17 protein-coding genes and 1 pseudogene are annotated in these 20,197 nt (G+C 69.4%); 6 read left to right on the top strand and 12 right to left on the bottom strand.

Features of this window, described 5'->3' with window-relative positions; all coding sequences use genetic code 11:
* Window positions 1-126 precede the first annotated feature (126 nt).
* From AWC03_RS05675 to AWC03_RS05660, 4 genes are all read right to left on the bottom strand, one after another.
* Window positions 127-2,163: a hypothetical protein gene (locus tag AWC03_RS05675; protein ID WP_085239555.1), complete on the bottom strand. Its 2,037-nt coding sequence runs from the start codon at window positions 2,161-2,163 to the stop codon at window positions 127-129.
* Between the two features lie 108 nt (window positions 2,164-2,271).
* On the bottom strand, window positions 2,272-4,467 hold the full coding sequence (locus tag AWC03_RS05670; RefSeq protein WP_085239554.1) for a malate synthase G: 2,196 nt from the start codon (window positions 4,465-4,467) through the stop codon (window positions 2,272-2,274).
* A 291-nt stretch (window positions 4,468-4,758) separates the two neighbouring features.
* Entirely contained in the window at window positions 4,759-5,787 is a 1,029-nt protein-coding gene (locus tag AWC03_RS05665; protein WP_090421975.1) for a hemolysin family protein, read from the bottom strand.
* Window positions 5,788-5,795: 8 nt separating this feature from the next.
* Window positions 5,796-7,163: a hemolysin family protein gene (locus tag AWC03_RS05660; protein WP_085239552.1), complete on the bottom strand. Its 1,368-nt coding sequence runs from the start codon at window positions 7,161-7,163 to the stop codon at window positions 5,796-5,798.
* 291 nt (window positions 7,164-7,454) lie between these two features.
* On the opposite strand from AWC03_RS05660, the gene AWC03_RS05650 reads away from it, so the two are divergent.
* A complete protein-coding gene (locus tag AWC03_RS05650) occupies window positions 7,455-8,081 on the top strand; it encodes a GNAT family N-acetyltransferase (RefSeq protein WP_085239550.1) in 627 nt (208 codons plus the stop codon).
* Window positions 8,082-8,094: 13 nt separating this feature from the next.
* On the opposite strand, the gene AWC03_RS05645 is transcribed toward AWC03_RS05650, so the two are convergent.
* The 4 genes from AWC03_RS05645 to AWC03_RS05630 all read right to left on the bottom strand — a co-directional run bounded on the left by AWC03_RS05645 (window position 8,095) and on the right by AWC03_RS05630 (window position 12,506).
* The gene (locus AWC03_RS05645) at window positions 8,095-9,531 is read right to left on the bottom strand and encodes a GuaB1 family IMP dehydrogenase-related protein (protein ID WP_085239549.1); all 1,437 of its coding nucleotides are present in this window, start codon (window positions 9,529-9,531) and stop codon (window positions 8,095-8,097) included.
* 19 nt (window positions 9,532-9,550) lie between these two features.
* Window positions 9,551-11,020 (bottom strand): NADP-dependent phosphogluconate dehydrogenase, encoded by a 1,470-nt coding sequence (gene gndA, locus AWC03_RS05640; RefSeq protein ID WP_085239548.1) that lies wholly within the window; start codon window positions 11,018-11,020, stop codon window positions 9,551-9,553.
* Between the two features lie 101 nt (window positions 11,021-11,121).
* Window positions 11,122-12,072: a M56 family metallopeptidase gene (locus tag AWC03_RS05635; protein WP_085239547.1), complete on the bottom strand. Its 951-nt coding sequence runs from the start codon at window positions 12,070-12,072 to the stop codon at window positions 11,122-11,124.
* Between the two features lie 14 nt (window positions 12,073-12,086).
* Window positions 12,087-12,506 carry a BlaI/MecI/CopY family transcriptional regulator gene (locus AWC03_RS05630; RefSeq protein WP_085239546.1) on the bottom strand — a complete coding sequence of 140 codons (420 nt, stop codon included), beginning with the start codon at window positions 12,504-12,506 and terminating at the stop codon, window positions 12,087-12,089.
* Window positions 12,507-12,763: 257 nt separating this feature from the next.
* Between AWC03_RS05630 and AWC03_RS05625 the strand changes: the two genes are divergently transcribed.
* Window positions 12,764-13,177, top strand: coding sequence for a PaaI family thioesterase (locus AWC03_RS05625; protein WP_085239545.1), 414 nt, complete (start codon window positions 12,764-12,766; stop codon window positions 13,175-13,177).
* A gap of 44 nt (window positions 13,178-13,221) precedes the next feature.
* Here AWC03_RS05625 and AWC03_RS05620 read toward each other — a convergent pair whose 3' ends face one another.
* The 4 genes from AWC03_RS05620 to AWC03_RS05605 all read right to left on the bottom strand — a co-directional run bounded on the left by AWC03_RS05620 (window position 13,222) and on the right by AWC03_RS05605 (window position 16,957).
* Complete coding sequence (locus tag AWC03_RS05620) at window positions 13,222-14,610, bottom strand: NAD(P)/FAD-dependent oxidoreductase (protein ID WP_085239544.1); 1,389 nt, start codon at window positions 14,608-14,610, stop codon at window positions 13,222-13,224.
* Window positions 14,611-14,810: 200 nt separating this feature from the next.
* A complete protein-coding gene (locus tag AWC03_RS05615) occupies window positions 14,811-15,191 on the bottom strand; it encodes a DUF4189 domain-containing protein (protein WP_085239543.1) in 381 nt (126 codons plus the stop codon).
* 111 nt (window positions 15,192-15,302) lie between these two features.
* Window positions 15,303-16,220, bottom strand: coding sequence for an LLM class F420-dependent oxidoreductase (locus tag AWC03_RS05610; RefSeq protein ID WP_085239542.1), 918 nt, complete (start codon window positions 16,218-16,220; stop codon window positions 15,303-15,305).
* A 59-nt stretch (window positions 16,221-16,279) separates the two neighbouring features.
* Window positions 16,280-16,957, bottom strand: coding sequence for an SDR family oxidoreductase (locus AWC03_RS05605; protein WP_085239541.1), 678 nt, complete (start codon window positions 16,955-16,957; stop codon window positions 16,280-16,282).
* Between the two features lie 250 nt (window positions 16,958-17,207).
* On the opposite strand from AWC03_RS05605, the gene modA reads away from it, so the two are divergent.
* The 4 genes and pseudogenes from modA to AWC03_RS05585 form a co-directional block, all read left to right on the top strand.
* A complete protein-coding gene (gene modA, locus AWC03_RS05600) occupies window positions 17,208-17,981 on the top strand; it encodes a molybdate ABC transporter substrate-binding protein (protein ID WP_085239540.1) in 774 nt (257 codons plus the stop codon).
* Between the two features lie 3 nt (window positions 17,982-17,984).
* On the top strand, window positions 17,985-18,791 hold the full coding sequence (locus AWC03_RS05595; protein ID WP_085239539.1) for an ABC transporter permease: 807 nt from the start codon (window positions 17,985-17,987) through the stop codon (window positions 18,789-18,791).
* A complete protein-coding gene (locus AWC03_RS05590) occupies window positions 18,788-19,894 on the top strand; it encodes a sulfate/molybdate ABC transporter ATP-binding protein (RefSeq protein ID WP_085239538.1) in 1,107 nt (368 codons plus the stop codon). Before AWC03_RS05595 ends, AWC03_RS05590 begins: the two co-directional genes overlap by 4 nt.
* A gap of 121 nt (window positions 19,895-20,015) precedes the next feature.
* Window positions 20,016-20,197, top strand: a pseudogene (locus AWC03_RS05585) (alanine and proline-rich secreted protein Apa); the annotation flags it as partial.

The following is a 20,197-nucleotide window of genomic DNA, read 5'->3' as shown; positions in this document are numbered from 1 at the left end:
GCAGTGCTCCCCATCGCGTCGGCCGTGGAATCAACCTCGATCGAGCCTAACGCCAAGTCGCGGTCGCGGACGTGAAGACCCCGCCGCCAAGTTCGCTTACGGTACTTGCGCGGGCGGAACCGGCCCTCAGCTCAGGAACGCGTTGAGGGCCGCGGCGAGGTCGGGCGACGCCGACGTGGCGAGGTTCTGGTAACCGCCACCGCTGAGCTGGGCGACCGCTTCCCAGGTGGCGCGGTCCGGGTCGGCGCCGAAGTCGATGACGTTCACCGCGATCGGTTTCGCCGGGTCCGCGCTCTTGCGGATGAAGTCCTGCAACCCGGGGCCGTCCAACGTCTGGTCGGTGTGTGGCCCCGCGGTGATGACCAATATCGAGTTGGTCTGCCCCGTACGGTAATGCGCCTGCATGTCCTGGTAGATCATCCGCAGCGTGGTGAACGACACCGCCCCGCCGGGCGACGAGTACTGCTTGTCCAACGCGGCCACCAGCGCCGCCGAGCGCGGCTGGCCACTGGGGGGATTGACGGGGTCGCCGAGCGGCCCACCGGGCACCTCGGATCGTCCCTCGTGGCCGTCGAACGTCCAGAGCCCGACCGTGGAGGTGGGCGGCAGCGCCTTGATCTTGTCCTGAAGCGCCGCGATCACGTTGGCCAGCCGGGTCTTTCCGCCCTCCTGGCCGGGCATCGACTGGTCCAGCATGATGGTCGCGGCGAGCCCGCTCGACGGGGCTGCCATCGCCTCGGCCAGCGTCGCGCGCGTCGCGTCGTCGCCCACCGACAGCGTCCCCGGCAGGGCGGGGAACGTGGTGACCGGGCTGCTCGGCGGTGCGACCCCGTTGACCCGGAAGCCGGCCTTGGCCAGCTTGGCGAGCTGGCCGGGCTTGCGCATGAAACGGTCGAACTCGCTCGCCGCCGAGGTTTGCTCCTGCGTGAGCCACGAGCCGCTGAGCAGCACCGTGGGGTAGTCGGCGACCGGCGCCGGCCCGGGTGGCAACCAGGACGCCAAGGCGCCCTTGGCGTCTGGCAGCGACTGGCCGCGCTGGAACAGCTGCTGCTCGGTGGTGATCACCGCGTGTACCGGCGCGGTCGCCGGGTCACCGGGTTTGAGCAGCGTGTTCATCGCCTCCGTCAGCGAGTTGTCCGCCAGCTTGGGTTGCCCGCTCAGCAGCGCGCGCACCGCGCCGGTGCCCTGGGTCGCCGGGGCGCCGGCGGGTGCGGCCGCGGCCGCTACCGCTTCCCCGGCCAGGAACGCCGCGTCGCCGTTGCCGTTCATCGGTACGGCCAGCCGCAACGAACCCCAGGCGGGCAGGTTCACGCCGGCCAGCCCGTTCGGGTTGGTCTGCAGCCCGGGCAGCGCCGCCCACGTCTGGCTGCCCAGGGCCTGCTGGAGCTCCGGCCGGACGGCGAGCACCACCGGCGACGTCACCAGCGAACGGCTGTCGGTGATGGTCTTCTGCGCCGTGGCCCCGGCGAGCCGCGCGGCCGACACCGAGCTGCCCGGAATCCACAACGCCGGCTGCCCACCCAGCTCGGCGGGCCACTTGCCGATGAAGCCGTTCAGCACCGCGTCGGACCCCGCCGGTTTGACGCTGACCTCCATGCAGTGGTCCCCGATGGGACCGGCCGAGGAGTTGTAGTTTTCCGCGAACTGCCGCACCGAATCGGCGATGGACGGGTCGGCGATGACGGCGACGGTCTCCTTGCCGCCCACACAGCGTCCGGCAGCCTTGTGCGAGCGGTTGGACAGGGCGTCACCGATGAAGGTCCACAGGATCACGCCGCCCACCACCACAACGACGGCGACGAGGGAAACGATCACGCCGATGCTCACTCCGCGGCGCCCGCCCACGCTGCGATGGCCGCCGCGCCATTCGCCGAGCCCCCGGTGGCCGCGGCCGAACAGCGATGGCGACGCGGCGGGCGGCTCCGCGGCCGCCGGGCCCGGCTGCCGTGGCGGAAACTCCGGGTATTCGTCGGCGGTGTCGTCCTCGAACGCGTCCTCGGCGTAGAGGTCTTCGCCCGCGGAGTAGTCGTCCGCCGTGAATTCCTCGTCGTCCGGGTGGTGGCCCTCGGCCGAGAAGTCGTCGGGGTGGTGGTCGCCGGTCTCGCCGCTTTCGTACGGCTGGTCGGCGGAGTCCTCAGGGTCGGGCAAACTGTGCCTACCCATAGCGGTGCCCGTCGCCTTTCCGTCGATCCATCCGACTTGTTGTCAACCCGCCGCCGATCTTAGTCACCAGCTGCACCGATGCGTGGTGAGCCCGATTAAGGCACGAGCTCAATTTGATTGCGCCGCGCGGGCCTTAACCTCCCGCCGGCGGCGGTGCAGGATCGGCTCGGTGTAGCCGTTCGGCTGCTGCGTCCCGGTCAGGATCAGGTCCTGCGCGGCCAGGAACGCCAGGCTGTCATCGAAGTTGGGCGCCATCGGCAGGTAGGCCGCATCCTTGGCGTTCTGCTCGTCCACCAGCGGCGCCATCCGCTCCAGGCTGGCCCGCACGTCCTCCTCGGTGATCACGCCGTGGCGCAGCCAGTTGGCCAGCAGCTGACTCGAGATCCGCAGCGTGGCACGGTCTTCCATCAGCGCCACGTCGTGGATGTCGGGCACCTTCGAGCAGCCGACACCCTGGGCGACCCAGCGCACCACGTAGCCGAGGATCGACTGGCAGTTGTTGTCGAGCTCCTCGCGGATCTCCTCGGGGGCCCAGGCCAGCTCCTTGGCCAGCGGGATGGTCAGCAGTTCGTCGATGGTGGTGCGCTTCTGGCCGGCCAACTCCTCCTGCACGGCGCCGACATCGACGTAGTGGTAGTGCATCGCGTGCAGGGTGGCGGCCGTCGGCGAAGGCACCCAGGCGGTGGTGGCGCCAGCCTTGGGCTGGCCGATCTTCTGCTCCACCATGTCGGCCATCAGCTCGGTCATCGCCCACATGCCCTTGCCGATCTGCGCCTTGCCCTTGAAGCCGGCGGCCAGGCCGATGTCGACGTTGGCGTCCTCGTAGGCCTTGATCCAGGTGCTGTTCTTCATCGCACCCTTGCGGATCATCGGACCGGCCTCCATCGACGTGTGGATCTCGTCGCCGGTCCGGTCCAGGAAGCCGGTGTTGATGAACACGACGCGGTCGGCGGCGGCCTTGATGCACGCCTTGAGGTTCACGGTGGTACGCCGCTCCTCGTCCATGATGCCGACCTTGAGGGTGGCCTGGGGCAGGCCCAGGACATCTTCGACGCGGCTGAACAGCTCGCAGGTGTACGCGACCTCGTCGGGTCCGTGCATCTTGGGCTTGACGATGTAGATGGACCCGGTGCGGCTGTTGGTCAGCGGGCCGTTGGCGTCGCCGGTCTTGAGCCCGTGGATCGCGGTCAGCCCGGTGAACAGCGCGTCCATGATGCCCTCGAACACCTCGTTACCGTCAGCATCAACGATGGCGTCGTTGGTCATCAGATGACCCACGTTGCGGACGAACAGCAGGCTGCGACCCGGCAGGGTCAGCTGGCCCGCACCGTCGGGCGTGGTGTAGGTGCGGTCCTGGTTCAGCACGCGGGTGAAGGTCTTGCCGTCCTTGTCCACCTCTTCGGACAGGTCGCCCTTGTTCAGCCCGAGCCAGTTGCGGTAGCCCAGCACCTTGTCGTCGGCGTCGACGGCAGCCACCGAGTCCTCGAAGTCCATGATCGTTGTGACGGCCGATTCCAGGACCACGTCCTTGATGCCGGCGCGGTCGGTCTTGCCGACCGGCGACTCGGGGTCGACGAGGATCTCGATGTGCAGGCCGTGATTGACCAGCAGCACCGACCAGTCGGGGGAACCGAGCTCGCCGGTGTAGCCGGCGAACTTCTCCGGGCTGGCCAGGCCGACGGTCCCGTCGGCGGTCGCGACCTTCAGCTGGCCGTCGTCGACCGACAGCCCCGTCGCGTCGGCCCAGGAGCCGGATTCCAGCGGCACCGCCTGGTCGAGGAAGTTGCGCGCGTAGGCGATGACCTTGTCGCCGCGGACCTTGTTGTAGCTGGTGCCCTTCTCCGCGCCATCGCTCTCGGGGATGACGTCGGTGCCGTACAGGGCGTCGTACAGCGAGCCCCAACGCGCGTTCGCCGCGTTCAGCGCGAACCGGGCGTTGAGCACCGGCACCACCAGCTGCGGACCCGCGGTCGTGGTGATCTCGTCGTCGACGCCCGAGGTCGTGATCGTGAAATCGTCGGGTTCGGGCAGCAGGTAACCGATGTCGGTGATGAACTGCCGGTACGCATCGACATCGAACGGCTCGATCACGCGCTGCCGGTGCCACTTGTCGATCTGGGCCTGCAGCTCGTCGCGGCGGTTGAGCAACTCCTGGTTCTTCGGAGTGAGGTCGGTGACGACCTTGTCGACGCCGGCCCAGAAGCTGTCCGGGTCGATATCGGTGCCGGGCAGGGCCTCGTTGTTCACGAAGTCGTAGAGCACTCTTGCGACGCGCAGGTTCCCCGCCGACACGCGATCAGTCATGATTCTCCTCCATAATGAAGCCTCTTCTGGCCGCCATTGGCCCGGAAGGGCAATGCCTTCAGCGTACCGAGCAGCAGCCCGGTGAGCGTATCCGCCCGACCCGCCGCACCAGGTCAGGCTGCGCTGACAGCTGAATCCATGCCACAGCGGCGAACCAGGGGATCGAATTCCAGCAACGCATCGGCACGCCGGGAATCCTTCACCTTCCAGCACTTTCTTGACTGGCACTTGACTGGCAGCCCCTGAAAATCATACGGGCTCGGCATTGCCCGACCGGGAGACCGGTGACCCTTACGCGTCGCGCATCGTGCCGACGAGGTCCTCGACCAGGTCTTCCATCGCCACCATCGCGACCACGTCGCCGCCGGCGTCGGTCACCAGCGCCAGATGGCTGTTGCTGCGGCGCATCCGGGACAACGCGTCGGCCAGCGGCAGCGACCTGGGCAGCCGGGGAAGGGGACGCACCATCGCCAGGTCGATCACCGTGTGGGGGTCGTCGCCGAGGGTCAGCATGTCCTTGATGTGCAGGTAGCCGATGAAGTCGCCGTTGACGTTCGCGACGGGGAACCGCGAGTAGCCGGTCTGGGCCAGGGCCTGCTCGACGGCGCCGACGGTCGGGCCGCTGCCCGCCCCGGCCACCGGCACCGCGTGGACGTCGGCGAGCGGGACCGCCACATCGCCGACCACCCGGGTGCGGATCTGCAGCGCCCGGGTCAGCCGGGTGTGCTCCTCGCGGTCCAGCAGGCCCTGGGACTCCGATTCGGCGATCATCTCGCTCAGCTCGACGGGGGAGACGGTGATCTCGAGCTCTTCCTTGGGTTCCACGCCCAGCGCGCGCACCACCACGCTGGCGCACTTGTTGTAGAACACGATGAACGGCCGGGCGGCCCGCACGTAGGCCAGGTAGGGCGGCACCAGCAGCATCGCCGTTCGCTCGGGGCCGGCGAGCGCGATGTTCTTGGGCACCATCTCGCCGAGCAGCACGTGCAGCGTGACCACGATCGCCAACGCGATCGCGAACGACAACGTGTGCAGCAGGGCCGGCGGAATACCGGTCAGCCCCAACGCGGAGCGCAGCAGGCTGGAGACCGCCGACTCACCGATGCGCCCGAGCAGCAGGGAGGCGGCCGTGACTCCGAGCTGGGCCCCGGCCAGCATGGCGGGAAGCTGCTCGCCGGCGCGCATGACGGTGACCGCCCGGGCCTTGCCATGCTCGGCCAGCGCCTCGAGGCGGTCGCGCCGGGCCGAGATCAACGAGAACTCCGCCCCGACGAAGAAGGCGTTGACGCCGATCAGCAGGATCGCCAGGAACACCCCCATGGGATCGCTCACGGGTGCCCCGCTTTCGGGCCCTCGCCGTGACCATGCAGCTCGTTGAGCTCCAGCAGGTCGATCCGTCGACCGTCCATCCGGATCACGGTCGCTTGCCAGCGCAGCGAGCTGTCCAGCAGCCCGTCGGCGTCCAGGGCGGGCAACTTCACGGTCTCGCCGGCCACCGGAATGTGGCCGAGTTCGCGCAGTGCCAGCCCGCCGATGGTCTCGTAGGGCCCCTCCGGGGCCCGGAAGCCGGTGGCGGCGGCCACCTCGTCGATACGCAGCAGACCCGAGACGCGCCAGCCGGTGCCGGCCGCCACCACATCGGGGGTGGCGTCGTCGTGTTCGTCGCGGACGTCGCCGACGATCTCTTCGATCAGGTCCTCGACGGTCACCATGCCCGCGGTGCCGCCGTATTCGTCGACGACCATCGCGGTCTGCAGGCTGTTGGCGCGGATCTCGGCCATGACGGCGTCGCCGTCCAGCGTCGAGGGCACCACCGGCACGGGCTGCGCCACCGTGGTCAGCGGCGTGCGCGCCCGCTCGGCCGCGGGGATGGCCAGCACCTGCTTGACGTGGGCGATGCCGACGGTCTCGTCGAGGTCGCCGTCGACGATCGGGAAGCGGGAGTATCCGGATTCGGCCGCGGCGGCCACCAGGTCGGCGACCGTGTCGTCGGTCTGCAGCGCCACGATCTTCGACCTGGGCGTCATCAGTTCCTCGGCGGTCAGGGCGCCGAATTGCAGCGAGCGCCGCACCAGCGACGCGGTGGCCGCATCCAGGGAGCCGCTGCGCGCGGACGAGCGCACCAACGAAATCAGTTCCTGCGGCGAGCGCGCCGACCGCAGCTCTTCGGCCGGCTCGACACCCAGCTGGCGCACGATCCAGTTCGCCGCACCGTTCGTCAGCCGGATCGCCGGGGTGAACAGCGTCGAGAACAGCACCTGGACGCCGACCACCGCCCGCGCGGTCGACAACGGCCGCGCGACGGCCAGGTACTTGGGGACCAGCTCGCCGAACACCATCGACACCGAGGTGACGACGACCAGCGCCAGGAACGCCATGATGGCGTCGGCCGCCCGCTCGGAGATCCCGATCGCGTCGAACCACGGGTGCGGCAGGTTGGCCAGCATCGGATCGGTCAGGTAACCGGCGGCCAGGGTGGTGGCGGAGATGCCGAGTTGAGCGCCGGACAGCTGAAACGACAACTTGTGGTGCGCGCGCCGGATCGCGCGGTCACGGCGCCCGCCGCCGCGGGCGTTGGCCTCCACGGCGCTGCGGTCCAGTGTCGTGAGCGAGAACTCGGCGGCGACGAAGATCGCGTTGCCGAAGATGAGCAGGGCGATGGCCACGACGCTGATCACGGTGACGGTGGCGTTCATGGATCACCGCCGCCCGCTGGGCGATTGCGGGGCCGGGGAAGGCTCCGCATCGGGCGCCGCGTCCGAGGACCGCCGCGCCCGAAAGCCCATGGCCTGCATGGGTGCCTGCGGCACGTCGATCCCTTCGCTGCCTGGAGCCGGTGCGGACGAGGTCGCCCCGGTCGTTGCTGATTCATCGTAGCCGGGTCGCCGGCGCACCCGGTCAACCACCGTTTTCGGGTTTGCCGTTGCCGGCCACCCGCTCGACCCGACTATGGGTTGCCTAACCTTATCCCATAGGCTGGGCGGACTATGGCGTCGAAAGCCCGATCCGAAACCCGATCAGCCCAGGCCCTTCCCCGCGAGCGCCTGGACCTCACCGAGGAGATCGCGCGCCTGGCGCGGCCGCCGCTTCCCGCGCTGGATCCGCCCTTCGCGCTGCGCGTCGCGCAGCGCACGGACGCGGGCACGGTGGCGGAATGGATGAACCGTCCGCACCTTGCGGCGGCCTGGGAATACGACTGGCCGACGCCCCGGTGGGAACGGCATCTGGGCGCGCAGCTCGACGGAACGTACTCGCTGCCGCTGCTGGGGAGCATCCGCGGCGCGGATTGTGCATACCTCGAAATATATTGGGGTGCAAAGGATTTGATTTCGGAGTACTACGACGCCGAACCCTACGACGTGGGGGTGCACGCCGCCATCGCCGACCCGGAACTGATGAACCGGGGATTGGGCCTGATGCTCTTGCCGCGGATCGTCGACAGCGTCTTCTCCGTGGAGCCGCGATGCCGTCGGATCATGTTCGACCCCGATCACCGCAACACCGCGGCGCGCCGGGTGTGCGAGGACGTCGGATGCGCGTTTCTCGGCGAGCACGACACCACAAACCGGCGCATGTCGCTGTACGCCCTGGAACGCCCGGCCGCCGGCGCATGACCGCCGGGGCGGATCACCACCCCAGCGGCAGCGGATGGCCTTCGGCGAACCCCGCGGCCGACTGCACGCCGACGACGGCCCGCTCGTACAGGTCGGTGAGGTTGGCGGCGCCGACGTAGGTGCAGGTGCTACGCACACCCGAGGTGATGTGATCGAGCAGATCCTCGACGCCGCCGCGGTCCGGGTCGAGCCCCATGCGCGACGTCGAAATGCCTTCCTCGAACAGCGCTTTGCGGGCGCGCTCGAACGCGGTGTCGGCGGCGCTGCGGGCGACCACCGCGCGCTTGGAAGCCATGCCGTAGCTCTCCTTGTAGGGCTGGTCGTCGCGGTCGCGCATCAGGTCCCCGGGAGACTCGTAGGTCCCGGCGAACCACGACCCGATCATCACGTTGGACGCCCCGGCGACCAGCGCCAACGCCACGTCGCGCGGATGCCGGACCCCGCCGTCGGCCCACACATGTCCACCCAATTCCCTTGCCGCCGAAGCACATTCGACCACCGCCGAGAACTGCGGGCGGCCCACGGCGGTCATCATCCGGGTGGTGCACATCGCCCCCGGACCGACGCCGACCTTGACGATGTTCGCCCCGGCGCCGAGCAGATCGCGGGTGCCTTCGGCGGAGACGACGTTGCCGGCCACCAGCGGCAGCCCGAGTTCCAGCGCCGCGACCGTGCGGATCGCGTCGAGCGTCTTGACCTGGTGCCCGTGTGCGGTATCGATGACGAGCACGTCCACACCCGCCTCGGCCAGGGACCGCGCCCTGGCCCCCACATCGCCGTTGATGCCGACGGCCGCACCCACCCGCAGCCGCCCGCGGGCGTCGACGGCCGGGGTGTAGAGCCCGGTCCGCACGGCACCGGTGCGGGTCAGCACCCCCGCCAGCGTGCCGTCCGCGTTCGTCACCACCGCGACCCCGATGGGGGCGTGCTCGAGCAGATCGAAGACCTTGCGCGGCTCGGTGCCGACCGGGGCCGTCACGAAATCGGTGCTGGCGACGTCACGCACCCTGGCGAAGCGGTCCACGCCGAGACAGCTCGACTCGCTCACCAAGCCCATCGGTCGGCCCTCGAAGACGACGACGGCGACCCCGTGTGCGCGCTTGTGGATCAGCGCGGTGGCGTCGGACACCGAATCGTCGGGGCCCAGCACCACCGGGGTGTCGAGCACCAGGTCGCGGCTCTTGACGAACTCGACCGTCTGCTGCACCGCGGTGATCGGGATGTCCTGCGGCAGGACTACCAGCCCGCCCCGCCGTGCCACCGTTTCCGCCATCCGCCGCCCGGCCACCGCGGTCATGTTGGCGACGACCACCGGGATGGTGGTTCCCGAGCCGTCGGTGGTGGACAGGTCGACATCGAAGCGTGACGCGACCTCCGACCGGTTCGGCATGACGAAGACGTCGTTGTAGGTCAGGTCGTACCCGGGCCGATGCCCGTCGAGAAACCTCACGCCGTCCAGTCTTCCAGGACTAGGCGGGGACTTCGCTGCGGTCGCCGCTCCACAGCGTGTGGAAACGCTTGTCCGGCTCGTCGTCGATGCGGCCGTAGGTGTGCGCGCCGAAGAAGTCCCGCAGGCCCTGGGTCAGTGCGGCGGGCAGGCGCTCGGTGCGCAGGGCGTCGTAGTAGGACAGCGCCGACGAGAAGCCCGGGATCGGGATGCCCAACTGCGTGGCCGTCACCACGACGCGTCGCCAGCCGTCGATCGCGGCCTCGATCGCGCTACGGAAGTACGGCGCGACGATGAGCGTCGGCAGCTCGGGGTCTTCGTCGAAGGCCTCCTTGATTCGGTTGAGGAACTTGGCCCGGATGATGCACCCGCCGCGCCAGATGGTGGCCAGGTCGCCCGGCGTGATGCCCCAGTCGTATTCGGCGCTGCCGGCCTGGATCTGGTTGAAGCCCTGCGCGTAGGCGATGATCTTGGACGCGTACAGGGCCTGCCTGATGTCCTCGGTGAACTGCTGCGCGTCACCCGGCTGGTGGCCCAGTTCGCCCGAGGCCAGCCCGGTGGTGGCCTTGCGCTGGGTCACCGAGCCCGACAACGCGCGGGCGAACACGGCCTCGGCGATCCCGGTGACCGGGACGCCGAGGTCCAGGGCCGACTTGACCGTCCAGCGGCCCGTGCCCTTCTGCTCGGCCTCATCGAGGATGATGTCGACCAGCGGCTTGCCGGTCTTGGCGTCGGTCTGGCGCAGCACCTGCGCGGTGATCTCGACGAGGAAGCTGTCCAGGTCGCCTTTGTTCCACTCGTCGAAGACGTCGGCGATCTGCCCGGCGGTCTTGCCGAGCCCGTCGCGGAGCAGCTGGTAGGCCTCGCCGATCAGCTGCATGTCGGAGTATTCGATGCCGTTGTGCACCATCTTGACGAAGTGACCGGCGCCGTCGGGGCCGATGTGGGTGCAGCATGGGACGCCGTCGACGTGGGCGGAGATCTCCTCGAGCAGCGGGCCCAGCGACTTGTACGACTCGGCGGGGCCGCCGGGCATGATCGACGGGCCGTTGAGCGCGCCCTCCTCGCCGCCGGAGATGCCCGCGCCGACGAAGTGCAGGCCGCGCTCGCGCATCGCCTTCTCGCGGCGGATGGTGTCCGTGTAGAGGGCGTTGCCGCCGTCGATGATGATGTCGCCTTCTTCCATGGCGTCGGCGAGCTCGTTGATGACGGCGTCGGTGGGGTCGCCGGCCTTGACCATGATCAGCACGCGGCGCGGCTTCTCCAGGGCGGCCAGGAATTCCGCGATGGTCTCCGACCGCACGAACGTGCCCTCGTCACCGTGCTCTGTGAGCAACGCGTCGGTCTTGGCGACCGACCGGTTGTGCAGCGCCACGGTGTAGCCGTGCCGGGCGAAATTGCGCGCGATGTTCGACCCCATCACCGCCAGGCCGGTGACACCGATCTGTGCGGTAGCGGTCTTGGAACCAGTCGGGTTGTCCGACGAACCCATGTCTTCGCCTCTCAAGTCTTCAGAACGTTGCCGAAAAGCTTTCCGTGACACTGTGGCACAGCGGACAGACGCCGGCCCGGGGTGATGGCTTCGCCCTGGCGTCAGAGGTTGAACAGCCGCCGCAGCTCCGTGAGCCACGGTACGGCCAACGCGACGGTGGGCACCACGAACACGGCGAACGCGGCCAGGTATGCCGCCGCCGAGAGCGCCAGGCTGTTGCCGCACCCGGACAACCGGCGCACGCGGACCACGGTGCTGGGACCGCCCGCGGCCAGCGCACCCGACGGCGCCCGTCCCGCCGCGCAGGCGACCAGCGCCCGGGCCAGCGGGGCGCGGCCCTCCGCGCGCACGGCGGCGTCGTCGGCGAGCAGTTCGACGAGCAGCCGTACCGCGCCGAGCGCGTTCGCGCTGCGCACCAGCCGCGGGAACGCGGCGTGCACCGCGGTGAACGCTTCCAGAACGAGGTCGTGCCGGGCTCGCAGATGAGCGCGCTCGTGGGTGAGGATCGCCGCGACCTCCGCCTCGGCGAGCGCATTCAGCGCTCCCTCGCTGACTACCACCCGGCTGCGCACCCCGGGCAGGCAGTAGGCGAGCGGCTGCGGAACGTCCAAAACGCGCAGGTCGCGCCTGCGGGCACAGGGCTGGGGGAGCGCCGCGTCGTGGCGGACGTCGACGAGATCGACCACCATGCGGTGATGGGCCCGCCGTCGCCGATTGGCGATGGCAACCCGGACCACGGCGACCATCAACCGGGCCCCGACCAGCACGGTCAGCGCGAAGACGCCGATGTATGCCGCCCACAGCGGCCACCCCAGCCGGCCCGCGTCGCCGAGGATGCTCGCGGTGGGCCGCCCGTCGGGACCGGGCATGAGCAGCCGCGTGGCGATCGCGATGCCGGCGCTGAAGGCCGAGAGGACCGCGGCCAGCGCGACGGCCTGCCACAGCACCATGGCGGCGCGGGGCGCGCGCAGCGGCCAGCTCGCGCGTGCCAACAGTGCCGGCACAGGGCCGACCAGCAGCACCGCGAGGATGGTGAAGGCCAGCGCGGACACGCTGTCAGTCTCCCTCAATCCTCCGACGACGCGCCAGCGGCTGACGCGTTGTTGCGTTGATTGACTTCCAGTTCGGCGAGCGCGCGCCGAAGCGCTTCCGCCTCGTCGGCGCCCACCCGCTCGACGAAATGAACCAGCGCGGCTTGTCTGCCGCCGGAATCCTCGGCCTGGGACAGCGCATCGACCATGAGCCCGGCGACCAACTCGTCGCGGCCGTGCACGGGGGCGTATCGGTGGGCGCGGTCGTCCCGGATCTGGGAGACCAGGTTCTTCTTGGCCAGCCGTTGCAGGACGGTCATGATCGTCGTGTACGCGAGGTCGCGCCGCACCGACAGCGCGTCGTGGACCTGGCGGACCGTTTGAGGTTCCGGCGTGGACCACAAGTGGTCCATCACGGCGCGTTCCAGGTCCCCCAGCCGGGTCAGTTTCGCCATAGTGCGTTCTCTCCTGAGCGTCGACAACATCGTACTCCCCGGTTACTACCGCCGGTCGTACCGAAGCTACCCAACCCGCCACCGATTGGTGCTTGCGAAATTAGGGCAGCCTTGCCTATGCTAACCGAGTCGAGCGAACAGCGACCGCGGCAGAGTCCTGAGGGCTGCAGTGACCCCCGGTCTACTCGATCGGCGAGCCCCGTGCCCAACGGCACGGGGCTCAGCCGTTTCCTGGACCGATGGTGTAGACACAGAACGTGCCACAGCCTCCGGAAACGACCATCCCCGCGGACTTCACCGCGCCCTTCGACCAGGAGATCGGGCTGCGATTCACCGAGCTCGGCCCCGACGGCGCCCGCGCCGAGCTCGAGGTCACCCCCAAGTTGTTGCAGCCGATGGGCCTGGTACACGGCGGCGTCTACTGCTCGATCATCGAAAGCATGGCCAGCGTGGCCGCCTACACCTGGCTCGCGACCCGCGGCGGCGGGAATGTCGTGGGGGTCAACAACAACACCGACTTTCTGCGTTCCATCGGCTCGGGCATGGTGTACGGCACCGCCGAACCGATCCACCGCGGCCGGCGCCAACAGTTGTGGCTGGTCACCATCACCGACGCCGACGACCGCGTGGTCGCGCGGGGCCAGGTGCGCCTGCAGAACCTCGAGGAGTAGGCGAACCGGGCGCTGAGCAGGTGGCGGGCCGACCGGCCGGGCGGCTAGCTGGCGCGCTTGGCGGTCGCCGGGCGTTTGGTTTCCGCGGCCAGCACCGCGAGTTGCTCGAGGCGGGTGCGGGCGAAGGCCTGCTGTTCGGTGATGGTCAGCTGACCGCGCCGGGTGCTCAGGAACGTCACCGTCCACGACAGCAGCGTGCTGACCTTGGTCTTGAACCCGACCAGGTAGACCAGGTGCAGCACCAGCCACATCAGCCAGGCGATGAAGCCGCTGAACTCCAGGGGCCCGACCTTGGCCACCGCGGAGAACCGCGAAACCGTGGCCATGGACCCCTTGTCGAAGTACTGGAACGGCTCCCGCTCGGCCGGATTCGCCCCGCCCAGTTCGGCTTTGATCGTGTTGGCGACGTACTTGGCGCCCTGGATCGCGCCCTGGGCCACGCCCGGAACGCCCTCGACGGCGGCCATGTCGCCGACGACGAACACGTTCGGGTGTCCCGGGATCGACAGGTCCGGTAGCACCTTGACCCGCCCCGCCCGGTCTAGCTCCACCGAGGACTGCTCGGCGAGGTCGCGGCCCAGCCCGCTGGCCTGCACGCCGGCGGACCATACCTTGCAGGCGGATTCGATGCGCCGGACCGTGCCGTCGGCGTCCTTCACCGTGATGCCGTTGCGGTCGACGTCGGTGACCATCGCGCCCAGCTGGATCTCCACGCCCATCTTCTCCAGCCGGGCGCGCGCCCGCATGCCCAGCTTGTCGCCGAACGGCGGCAGCACGGCGGGCGCGGCGTCGAGCAGGATCACTCGCGCCTTGGTGGAGTCGATGCCACGGAACGAGCCCTTCAGCGTGTGGGACGCCAATTCCGCGATCTGGCCGGCCATTTCGACGCCGGTGGGGCCGGCGCCGATCACGGTGAAGGTCAGCAGCTTGGCCCGGCGTTCCGGATCACGTGACCGCTCGGCTTGTTCGAAGGCGCTCAGGATCCGTCCACGCACCTCGAGCGCGTCGTCGATCGATTTCATCCCGGGCGCGAACTCGGCGAAGTGGTCGTTGCCGAAGTACGACTGTCCCGCGCCGGCGGCGATAATCAAGCTGTCGTAAGGGGTTTCGTACGTGTGGCCGAGCAAGTCGGATACGACGGACTTCCTGGCCAGGTCGATGTGCGTGACGTCACCGAGCAGCACTTGGACGTTGCGCTGCCTGCGCAGGATGACGCGGGTGGGCGGGGCGATGTCACCCTCGGACACGATGCCCGTCGCCACCTGGTACAGCAACGGCTGGAACAGGTGGTGGGTGGTACGCGCGATCAGCTTGATGTCGACGTCGGCGTGCTTGAGTTTCTTTGCCGCGTTGAGTCCACCGAATCCCGAACCGATGATGACGACCTGGTGGCGACGTTCGGTTCCAGCTGTGGTTTCTGGTGGGGGGCTCATGTTTCCGCTGCTCCTGACGGGGGCTTTTGGACACGCGACTGCAGTTAGCCACAACGCTAGTCAGGCGGGTACCCGGAAACCTAATTGATAAGCATGTGTTGTTTGCAACACTAACGGTGTTCCCGTCCGAAATGCCTGGTGGATGGCCGGCACTGTGGCGTAACTATCAGGGTCGTCAGTCCACCCGGCGCGGCGCCTCGTTATTGGCTGGAGCCTTCGCCCGCGCAGTGGTCGTGGCCGGGCTGGATCGTTCCGCCCGGTGCCCGCGCCAGCGCCGCGGCCTCCGCCTCTTCGCGGGTCGGCCCCCAACCCCCGAAGTATCTGGACTTGGCCGCATTCACCGCGAGCGCCAGGCAACCGCCATCACCGCTGGCCAGCAGGCGGCAGTCGCTGATGCTCTTGCGGCACGTGTCCATGACCGCCTTCTCGGCCGCGCCCTGGCTGGCCGCTCCGTCGGCGATGTTGATGCGGCCGGTGGAATCCGAGATCGCCATGGCGATCCAGTTGTTGTCGGCCTGCGCGATCGGGGGGGCAGCGAAGGCCACACCGGCCGCGATCGCCGCCAGGGCTCGTTTCTTCATGGCCTGCTCCCCGCCCTGTTCTTCCGCGCTGCGCCGTGGGGCGCAGGTAGACGCTGCTACAGGGAAGTATTACCGCGGCGCGACCAATCCGCGACCCCACGCGGGCGCGAGCTACAGCCCGACGACCGGGCGCAGCGCTTCGCCGATGGCACGGATCACGCCGGGGGTGTAGAACGGCACGTTGATGATCACGCCGTCGATGCCGGCGTCCAGCACCTTGGTTTTGATCTGGTCGGCGACCGAGTCGGGGCTGCCGACCACCATGCGCTGCGTCATCTCGGCGGGGATCTGATCGGGTTTCGCGCTCTCGTCGACGAGCACCGTGGTCAGCGTGCTGGTCTCCAGCGTCGCCGGGTCCCGGCCGACCTCCTCGCAGCGCCGCCGCACAACCTCCAACTTGCCCGGCAGCTCGTCGAATCCGGCGATCACGTTGAGGTGGTCGAAGTGGCGTGCCGCCAGGGGGATGGTCTTCTTCTCGCCGCTGCCGCCGATCATCAGCGGAATGTGTTCGCGGAAGCGGGGATTCGCCATCGCCTCGCGCACCTGATACCACTTGCCCGAGAAGGTTGGCCGCTCGCCCTTGATCATCGGCAGGATGATCTGTAGCGCCTCCTCGAGCCGGTTGAACCGGTCGGTGAAGGTGCCGAATTCGAAACCCAGCTGGTCATGTTCGAGTTCGAACCAGCCCGTGCCGATGCCCAGGATCGCGCGGCCCTGGCTCACCACATCGAGGGTGGTGATGGTCTTCGCCAGCAGCGCCGGGTTGCGGTAGGTGTTTCCGGTTACCAAGGTGCCCAACTGGACTCGTTCGGTGGCGGTGGCCAGCGCGCCCAACGCGGTGTAGGCCTCCAGCATCGGCTGGTCCGGATCTCCCAGCATCGGCAGTTGGTAGAAGTGATCCATCACGAAGACCGAGTCGAAGCCGGCCGCCTCGGCCTCGCGGGCTTGCGCCATGACGGTGGGGAAGAGCTCCTCCACCCCGGTGCCGTAGGAGAAGTTGGGAATCTGCAGACCGAGTCGAATCGCCACGCGCTCTACCGTAGTGCGGCTCCGCGCGACACGATACGGCCCGACGCCGGATTACGCCCTCAGCCGAATTGAGCGAGTGCGCCGTGGCTGACGTGCAGCGTCTGACCGGTGATGTGGCGGGCCGCCGGGGTGGTCAGGAACAACGCCAGGCGAGCGACCTCCTCGGCGAGCGACGGGGGAGTGCGGGACAGGCCGTCGTAACCGGACTGGACGCTGCGCCCGCCGGCGACGACGTTGACGGTGATGCCCCGGGTGCCGAAGACGCCGGCCTGTCCCGCGACCCAATTCGACAGCGTCGCTTTGATCGCCGCGCCCACGCTTCCGGCAGGCGCGTTCTCGGGCACCACGCTGATGATGGAGCCGCCCGAGCGCAGATGATCGCCCACGGTCTGCACCGTCAGCACCGCCGACAGCACGGTCGCGTCCAGGGCATGCCGCCAGGCATCCGCCGTGTCGGCGATGGAGTAGGTGCGGGGGTCACCGGCTTCCCGGGAGGGCGCGGGAACGTTGACGATGGTGTCGAGATGGTGGGGGAACAAGGTGCGGGCCTCGGTCAGGCTCGCCGGGTCGGTGGTGTCGCACACGATGGCGTCCAGGTCCAATTCCTTGGCGGCGATCTCCAGCTCGCTGCGCCGCGCGCCCACGAGGGTCACCTTGTGACCGTCATCGCGGAAGCCTTCGGCCACTGTGCGCCCCAGTTCGGTATCTCCGCCGGTGACCAACACCTCCACTGCCATGACCTCCTCGTGTTCAACGTTGAACCCAGACCCGGGCTCCGCGGCCCAGCCACGGGGCCCGCTGCGGGGACTGCCTGGGATCTCAGCACGTTATGGCATCAATCTGCCTAGATGTTACTGGACAGTAGCTAGTCGGCGAAATTCTTGACGCCGCGACGCGCGGATCATTTGCGTAACTATTCGGCCGCCACTTTTTTGCGCCGATCAAGCCCCGCAGCGGACCGCATCGTCGGCGGGTTAGTGTGCACGCATGCGGCGGATCGGGATGCTGGCCGGTGCGGTTTCGATGGCACTGGCGGTGGGCCTGGCCGGATGCGCTTCCACACGGCCCGCCCAGCCCGCTGCGGGCCCGGGAACCGTCGTGGTGTTCGCCGCGGCCTCGCTGAAGTCCGCGTTCACCCAGATCGGCTCGCAGTTCAAAGCCCAAAACGCCGGCAGCAACGTCGAATTCGAGTTCGCGGGTTCCTCGGAACTGGCCACCCAGTTGACGCAGGGCGCGACCGCCGACGTCTTCGCCTCGGCGGACACCGCGCAGATGGACGCGGTCGCCAGGGCCGGCCTGCTCGCCGGCGACCCAGCGGACTTCGCCTCCAACACGTTGGTGATCGTCACCGCGCCCGGCAACCCCAAAAAGGTCGGATCCTTCTCCGACCTTGCCAGGCCCGGGCTGGGCGTGGTGGTCTGCCAGCAGCCCGTGCCGTGCGGATCGGCAACCCAACGGGTCGAAGACAGCACCGGAGTGCGCCTGCACCCGGTGAGCGAGGAGCCGAGCGTGACGGACGTCCTCAACAAGGTCACCACCGGGCAGGCGGACGCCGGGCTGGTGTACGTCACCGACGCCCGCGGCGCGGGGAACAAGGTGGCGACCGTGAGTTTCCCGGAGGCCGCCGGCGCGGTAAACCGCTATCCGATCGCGGTGTTGAAACACGCGCCGCAACCAACGTTGGCGCGGCGGTTCGTGGCCTTGGTGACCGCTGAGGCCGGTCAGAACATCCTCGCCCAGTCGGGCTTCGCCAAACCCTGAACCGTGCACCGGCCGACGGATCTGCCCCGGTGGGTATACGTCCCCGCCGCCGTGGGGACCGTCTTCGTCGTGCTGCCGCTGCTGGCCATCGCGGTCAAGGTCGACTGGCCGAACTTCTGGTCCCTGATCACCAGCTCGTCGTCGCTGACGGCCCTGCTGCTCAGCCTTCGGACCGCCGCCGCCAGCACAGCCCTGTGTGTGCTGCTGGGTGTGCCGATGGCGCTGGTGCTGGCCCGCAGCACCGCGCGCCCGGTGCGGCTGCTGCGGCCGTTGATCCTGCTGCCGCTGGTGCTGCCGCCGGTGGTCGGCGGGATCGCGCTGCTCTACGCGTTCGGCCGGTTCGGGCTCCTCGGTCGCTATCTCGAAGCGGCCGGCATCAGCATCGCGTTCAGCACGGCCGCGGTGGTGTTGGCGCAAACCTTCGTGTCGCTGCCGTTCCTGGTCATCTCGCTGGAGGGAGCCGCGCGCACCGCGGGCGCCGACTTCGAGGTGGTGGCGGCGACCCTGGGGGCGCGGCCCAGCACCGTCTGGTGGCGGGTCACCCTGCCGCTGCTGCGACCCGGCCTGACGTCGGGAACGGTGCTGGCGTTCGCCCGCTCGCTGGGCGAGTTCGGTGCGACGCTGACCTTCGCCGGCTCCCGCCAAGGGGTCACCCGCACGCTGCCGCTCGAGATCTATCTGCAGCGGGTGACCGACGCCGACGCGGCGGTAGCGTTGTCGATGCTGTTGGTGGCCGTCGCGGCGCTGGTGGTGTTGGGGCTGGGCGCGCACCGGCTCGCCGGGGCCGAAGCCGGGCAGCCGCGGCCATGAGCGGGGTGCAGCTGCGCGCCGTCGTGACGGATCGCCCACTGGACGTGGAGTTCGCGGTGCAGTCGGGCGAGGTGTTGGCGGTCCTCGGCCCCAACGGTGCGGGCAAGTCCACGACGCTGCATGTGATCGCCGGGCTGATCCGCCCGGATCGGGGCTTCGTGCGGGTGGGGGACCGGGTGCTCACCGACACCGCGGCCGGGGTCGACGTGGCCACCCACGACCGCCGTGTCGGTCTGCTGTTGCAGCAGCCGTTGTTGTTCCCGCACATGAGCGTTGCCGCCAACGTAGCCTTCGGGCCGCACAGCCGCCGCGGGCGTCTCCGCCCCGCCCGGGCCGAGGCGAAGGCCACGGCGCTGCGCTGGCTGCGCGAGGTGGACGCCGAGTGGCTGGCCGACCGCAAGGTGCGGCGGCTGTCCGGCGGTCAAGCCCAGCGGGTGGCGATCGCGCGGGCGCTGGCCGCCGAGCCGGACGTGCTGCTGCTCGACGAGCCGCTGGCCGGTCTCGACGTCTCCGCGGCCGCGGCGATCCGCGCGGTGTTGCGCCGCGTCGTCCGCCGCACTGGCTGCGCGGTCGTTCTGGTCACGCACGACCTGCTCGACGTGTTCACCCTGGCGGACCGGGTGCTGGTGCTCGAGGGCGGCGCGGTCGCCGAGATCGGGCCCGTCTCCGATGTGCTGACTGCGCCGCGCAGTCATTTCGGGGCGCGCATCGCGGGCATCAACCTTGTCAACGGGACCGTCGCCCCGGACGCCTCCCTGCGCGCGCGCAACGGTGCCCGCTGGCATGCGGCCGCCGCGAGCCAGCGGCCTGACGACCTGGCGCCGGGCCGCAATGCGATCGCGGTCTTCCCGCCCACGGCGGTGGCGGTTTATCGGGAGCGGCCGCTCGGCAGCCCGCGCAACACGGTCGAGGTGACGATCGCAGAGCTGGACATGCGCGGGTCGGCGGTGCTGGTGCGCGGGGAGCAGCAACCCGACGGCGCTCCCGGGCTGGCCGCGGAGATCACCGTCGACGCCGCCTCCGAACTGCGGCTGGCGCCCGGGGAGAAGGTGTGGTTCGCGGTGAAAGCGCACGAGGTGGCGCTGCATCCGGCGGCGCACTGAGTGGGTGGGCGGGAGCGCCCGGCCGCCCCGCGGGTTGCGCGTCGGCAACATCGGCGAAACGGCGCGGCAATTGTCCGCAAGGCTCCTTGCGTCACAGCGGTAACACGGTAGGTTCGTCGCCATGGATCAGGTGGAGCCCAACTCGACACGTCGCAAAGGCCTGTGGGCGACGCTGGCGATCGCCACGGTGACCAGTGCCAGCGCCGTCACGATCGCATTGCCGGCGACCTCGTACGCCGACCCGGAGGTCCCGACCCCGGTCCCGCCGACCACGACGACGGCCCCGCCCCCGGCGGCCGGTCC

This window comes from Mycobacterium europaeum (genome assembly GCF_002102155.1).
Lineage (GTDB): Bacteria > Actinomycetota > Actinomycetes > Mycobacteriales > Mycobacteriaceae > Mycobacterium > Mycobacterium europaeum.
The sequence above is the reverse complement of the archived record's forward strand: the minus strand, read 5'-3'. Positions and strand labels throughout refer to the sequence as shown.

Coding starts and splice junctions, on each gene's coding strand:
- AWC03_RS05675 (WP_085239555.1), bottom strand. CDS start 2,163: ATGGGTAGGCACAGTTTGCCCGACCCTGAGGACTCCGCCGACCAGCCG.
- AWC03_RS05670 (WP_085239554.1), bottom strand. CDS start 4,467: ATGACTGATCGCGTGTCGGCGGGGAACCTGCGCGTCGCAAGAGTGCTC.
- AWC03_RS05665 (WP_090421975.1), bottom strand. CDS start 5,787: ATGGGGGTGTTCCTGGCGATCCTGCTGATCGGCGTCAACGCCTTCTTC.
- AWC03_RS05660 (WP_085239552.1), bottom strand. CDS start 7,163: ATGAACGCCACCGTCACCGTGATCAGCGTCGTGGCCATCGCCCTGCTC.
- AWC03_RS05650 (WP_085239550.1), top strand. CDS start 7,455: ATGGCGTCGAAAGCCCGATCCGAAACCCGATCAGCCCAGGCCCTTCCC.
- gndA (WP_085239548.1), bottom strand. CDS start 11,020: ATGGGTTCGTCGGACAACCCGACTGGTTCCAAGACCGCTACCGCACAG.
- AWC03_RS05630 (WP_085239546.1), bottom strand. CDS start 12,506: ATGGCGAAACTGACCCGGCTGGGGGACCTGGAACGCGCCGTGATGGAC.
- AWC03_RS05620 (WP_085239544.1), bottom strand. CDS start 14,610: ATGAGCCCCCCACCAGAAACCACAGCTGGAACCGAACGTCGCCACCAG.
- AWC03_RS05615 (WP_085239543.1), bottom strand. CDS start 15,191: ATGAAGAAACGAGCCCTGGCGGCGATCGCGGCCGGTGTGGCCTTCGCT.
- AWC03_RS05605 (WP_085239541.1), bottom strand. CDS start 16,957: ATGGCAGTGGAGGTGTTGGTCACCGGCGGAGATACCGAACTGGGGCGC.
- modA (WP_085239540.1), top strand. CDS start 17,208: ATGCGGCGGATCGGGATGCTGGCCGGTGCGGTTTCGATGGCACTGGCG.
- AWC03_RS05590 (WP_085239538.1), top strand. CDS start 18,788: ATGAGCGGGGTGCAGCTGCGCGCCGTCGTGACGGATCGCCCACTGGAC.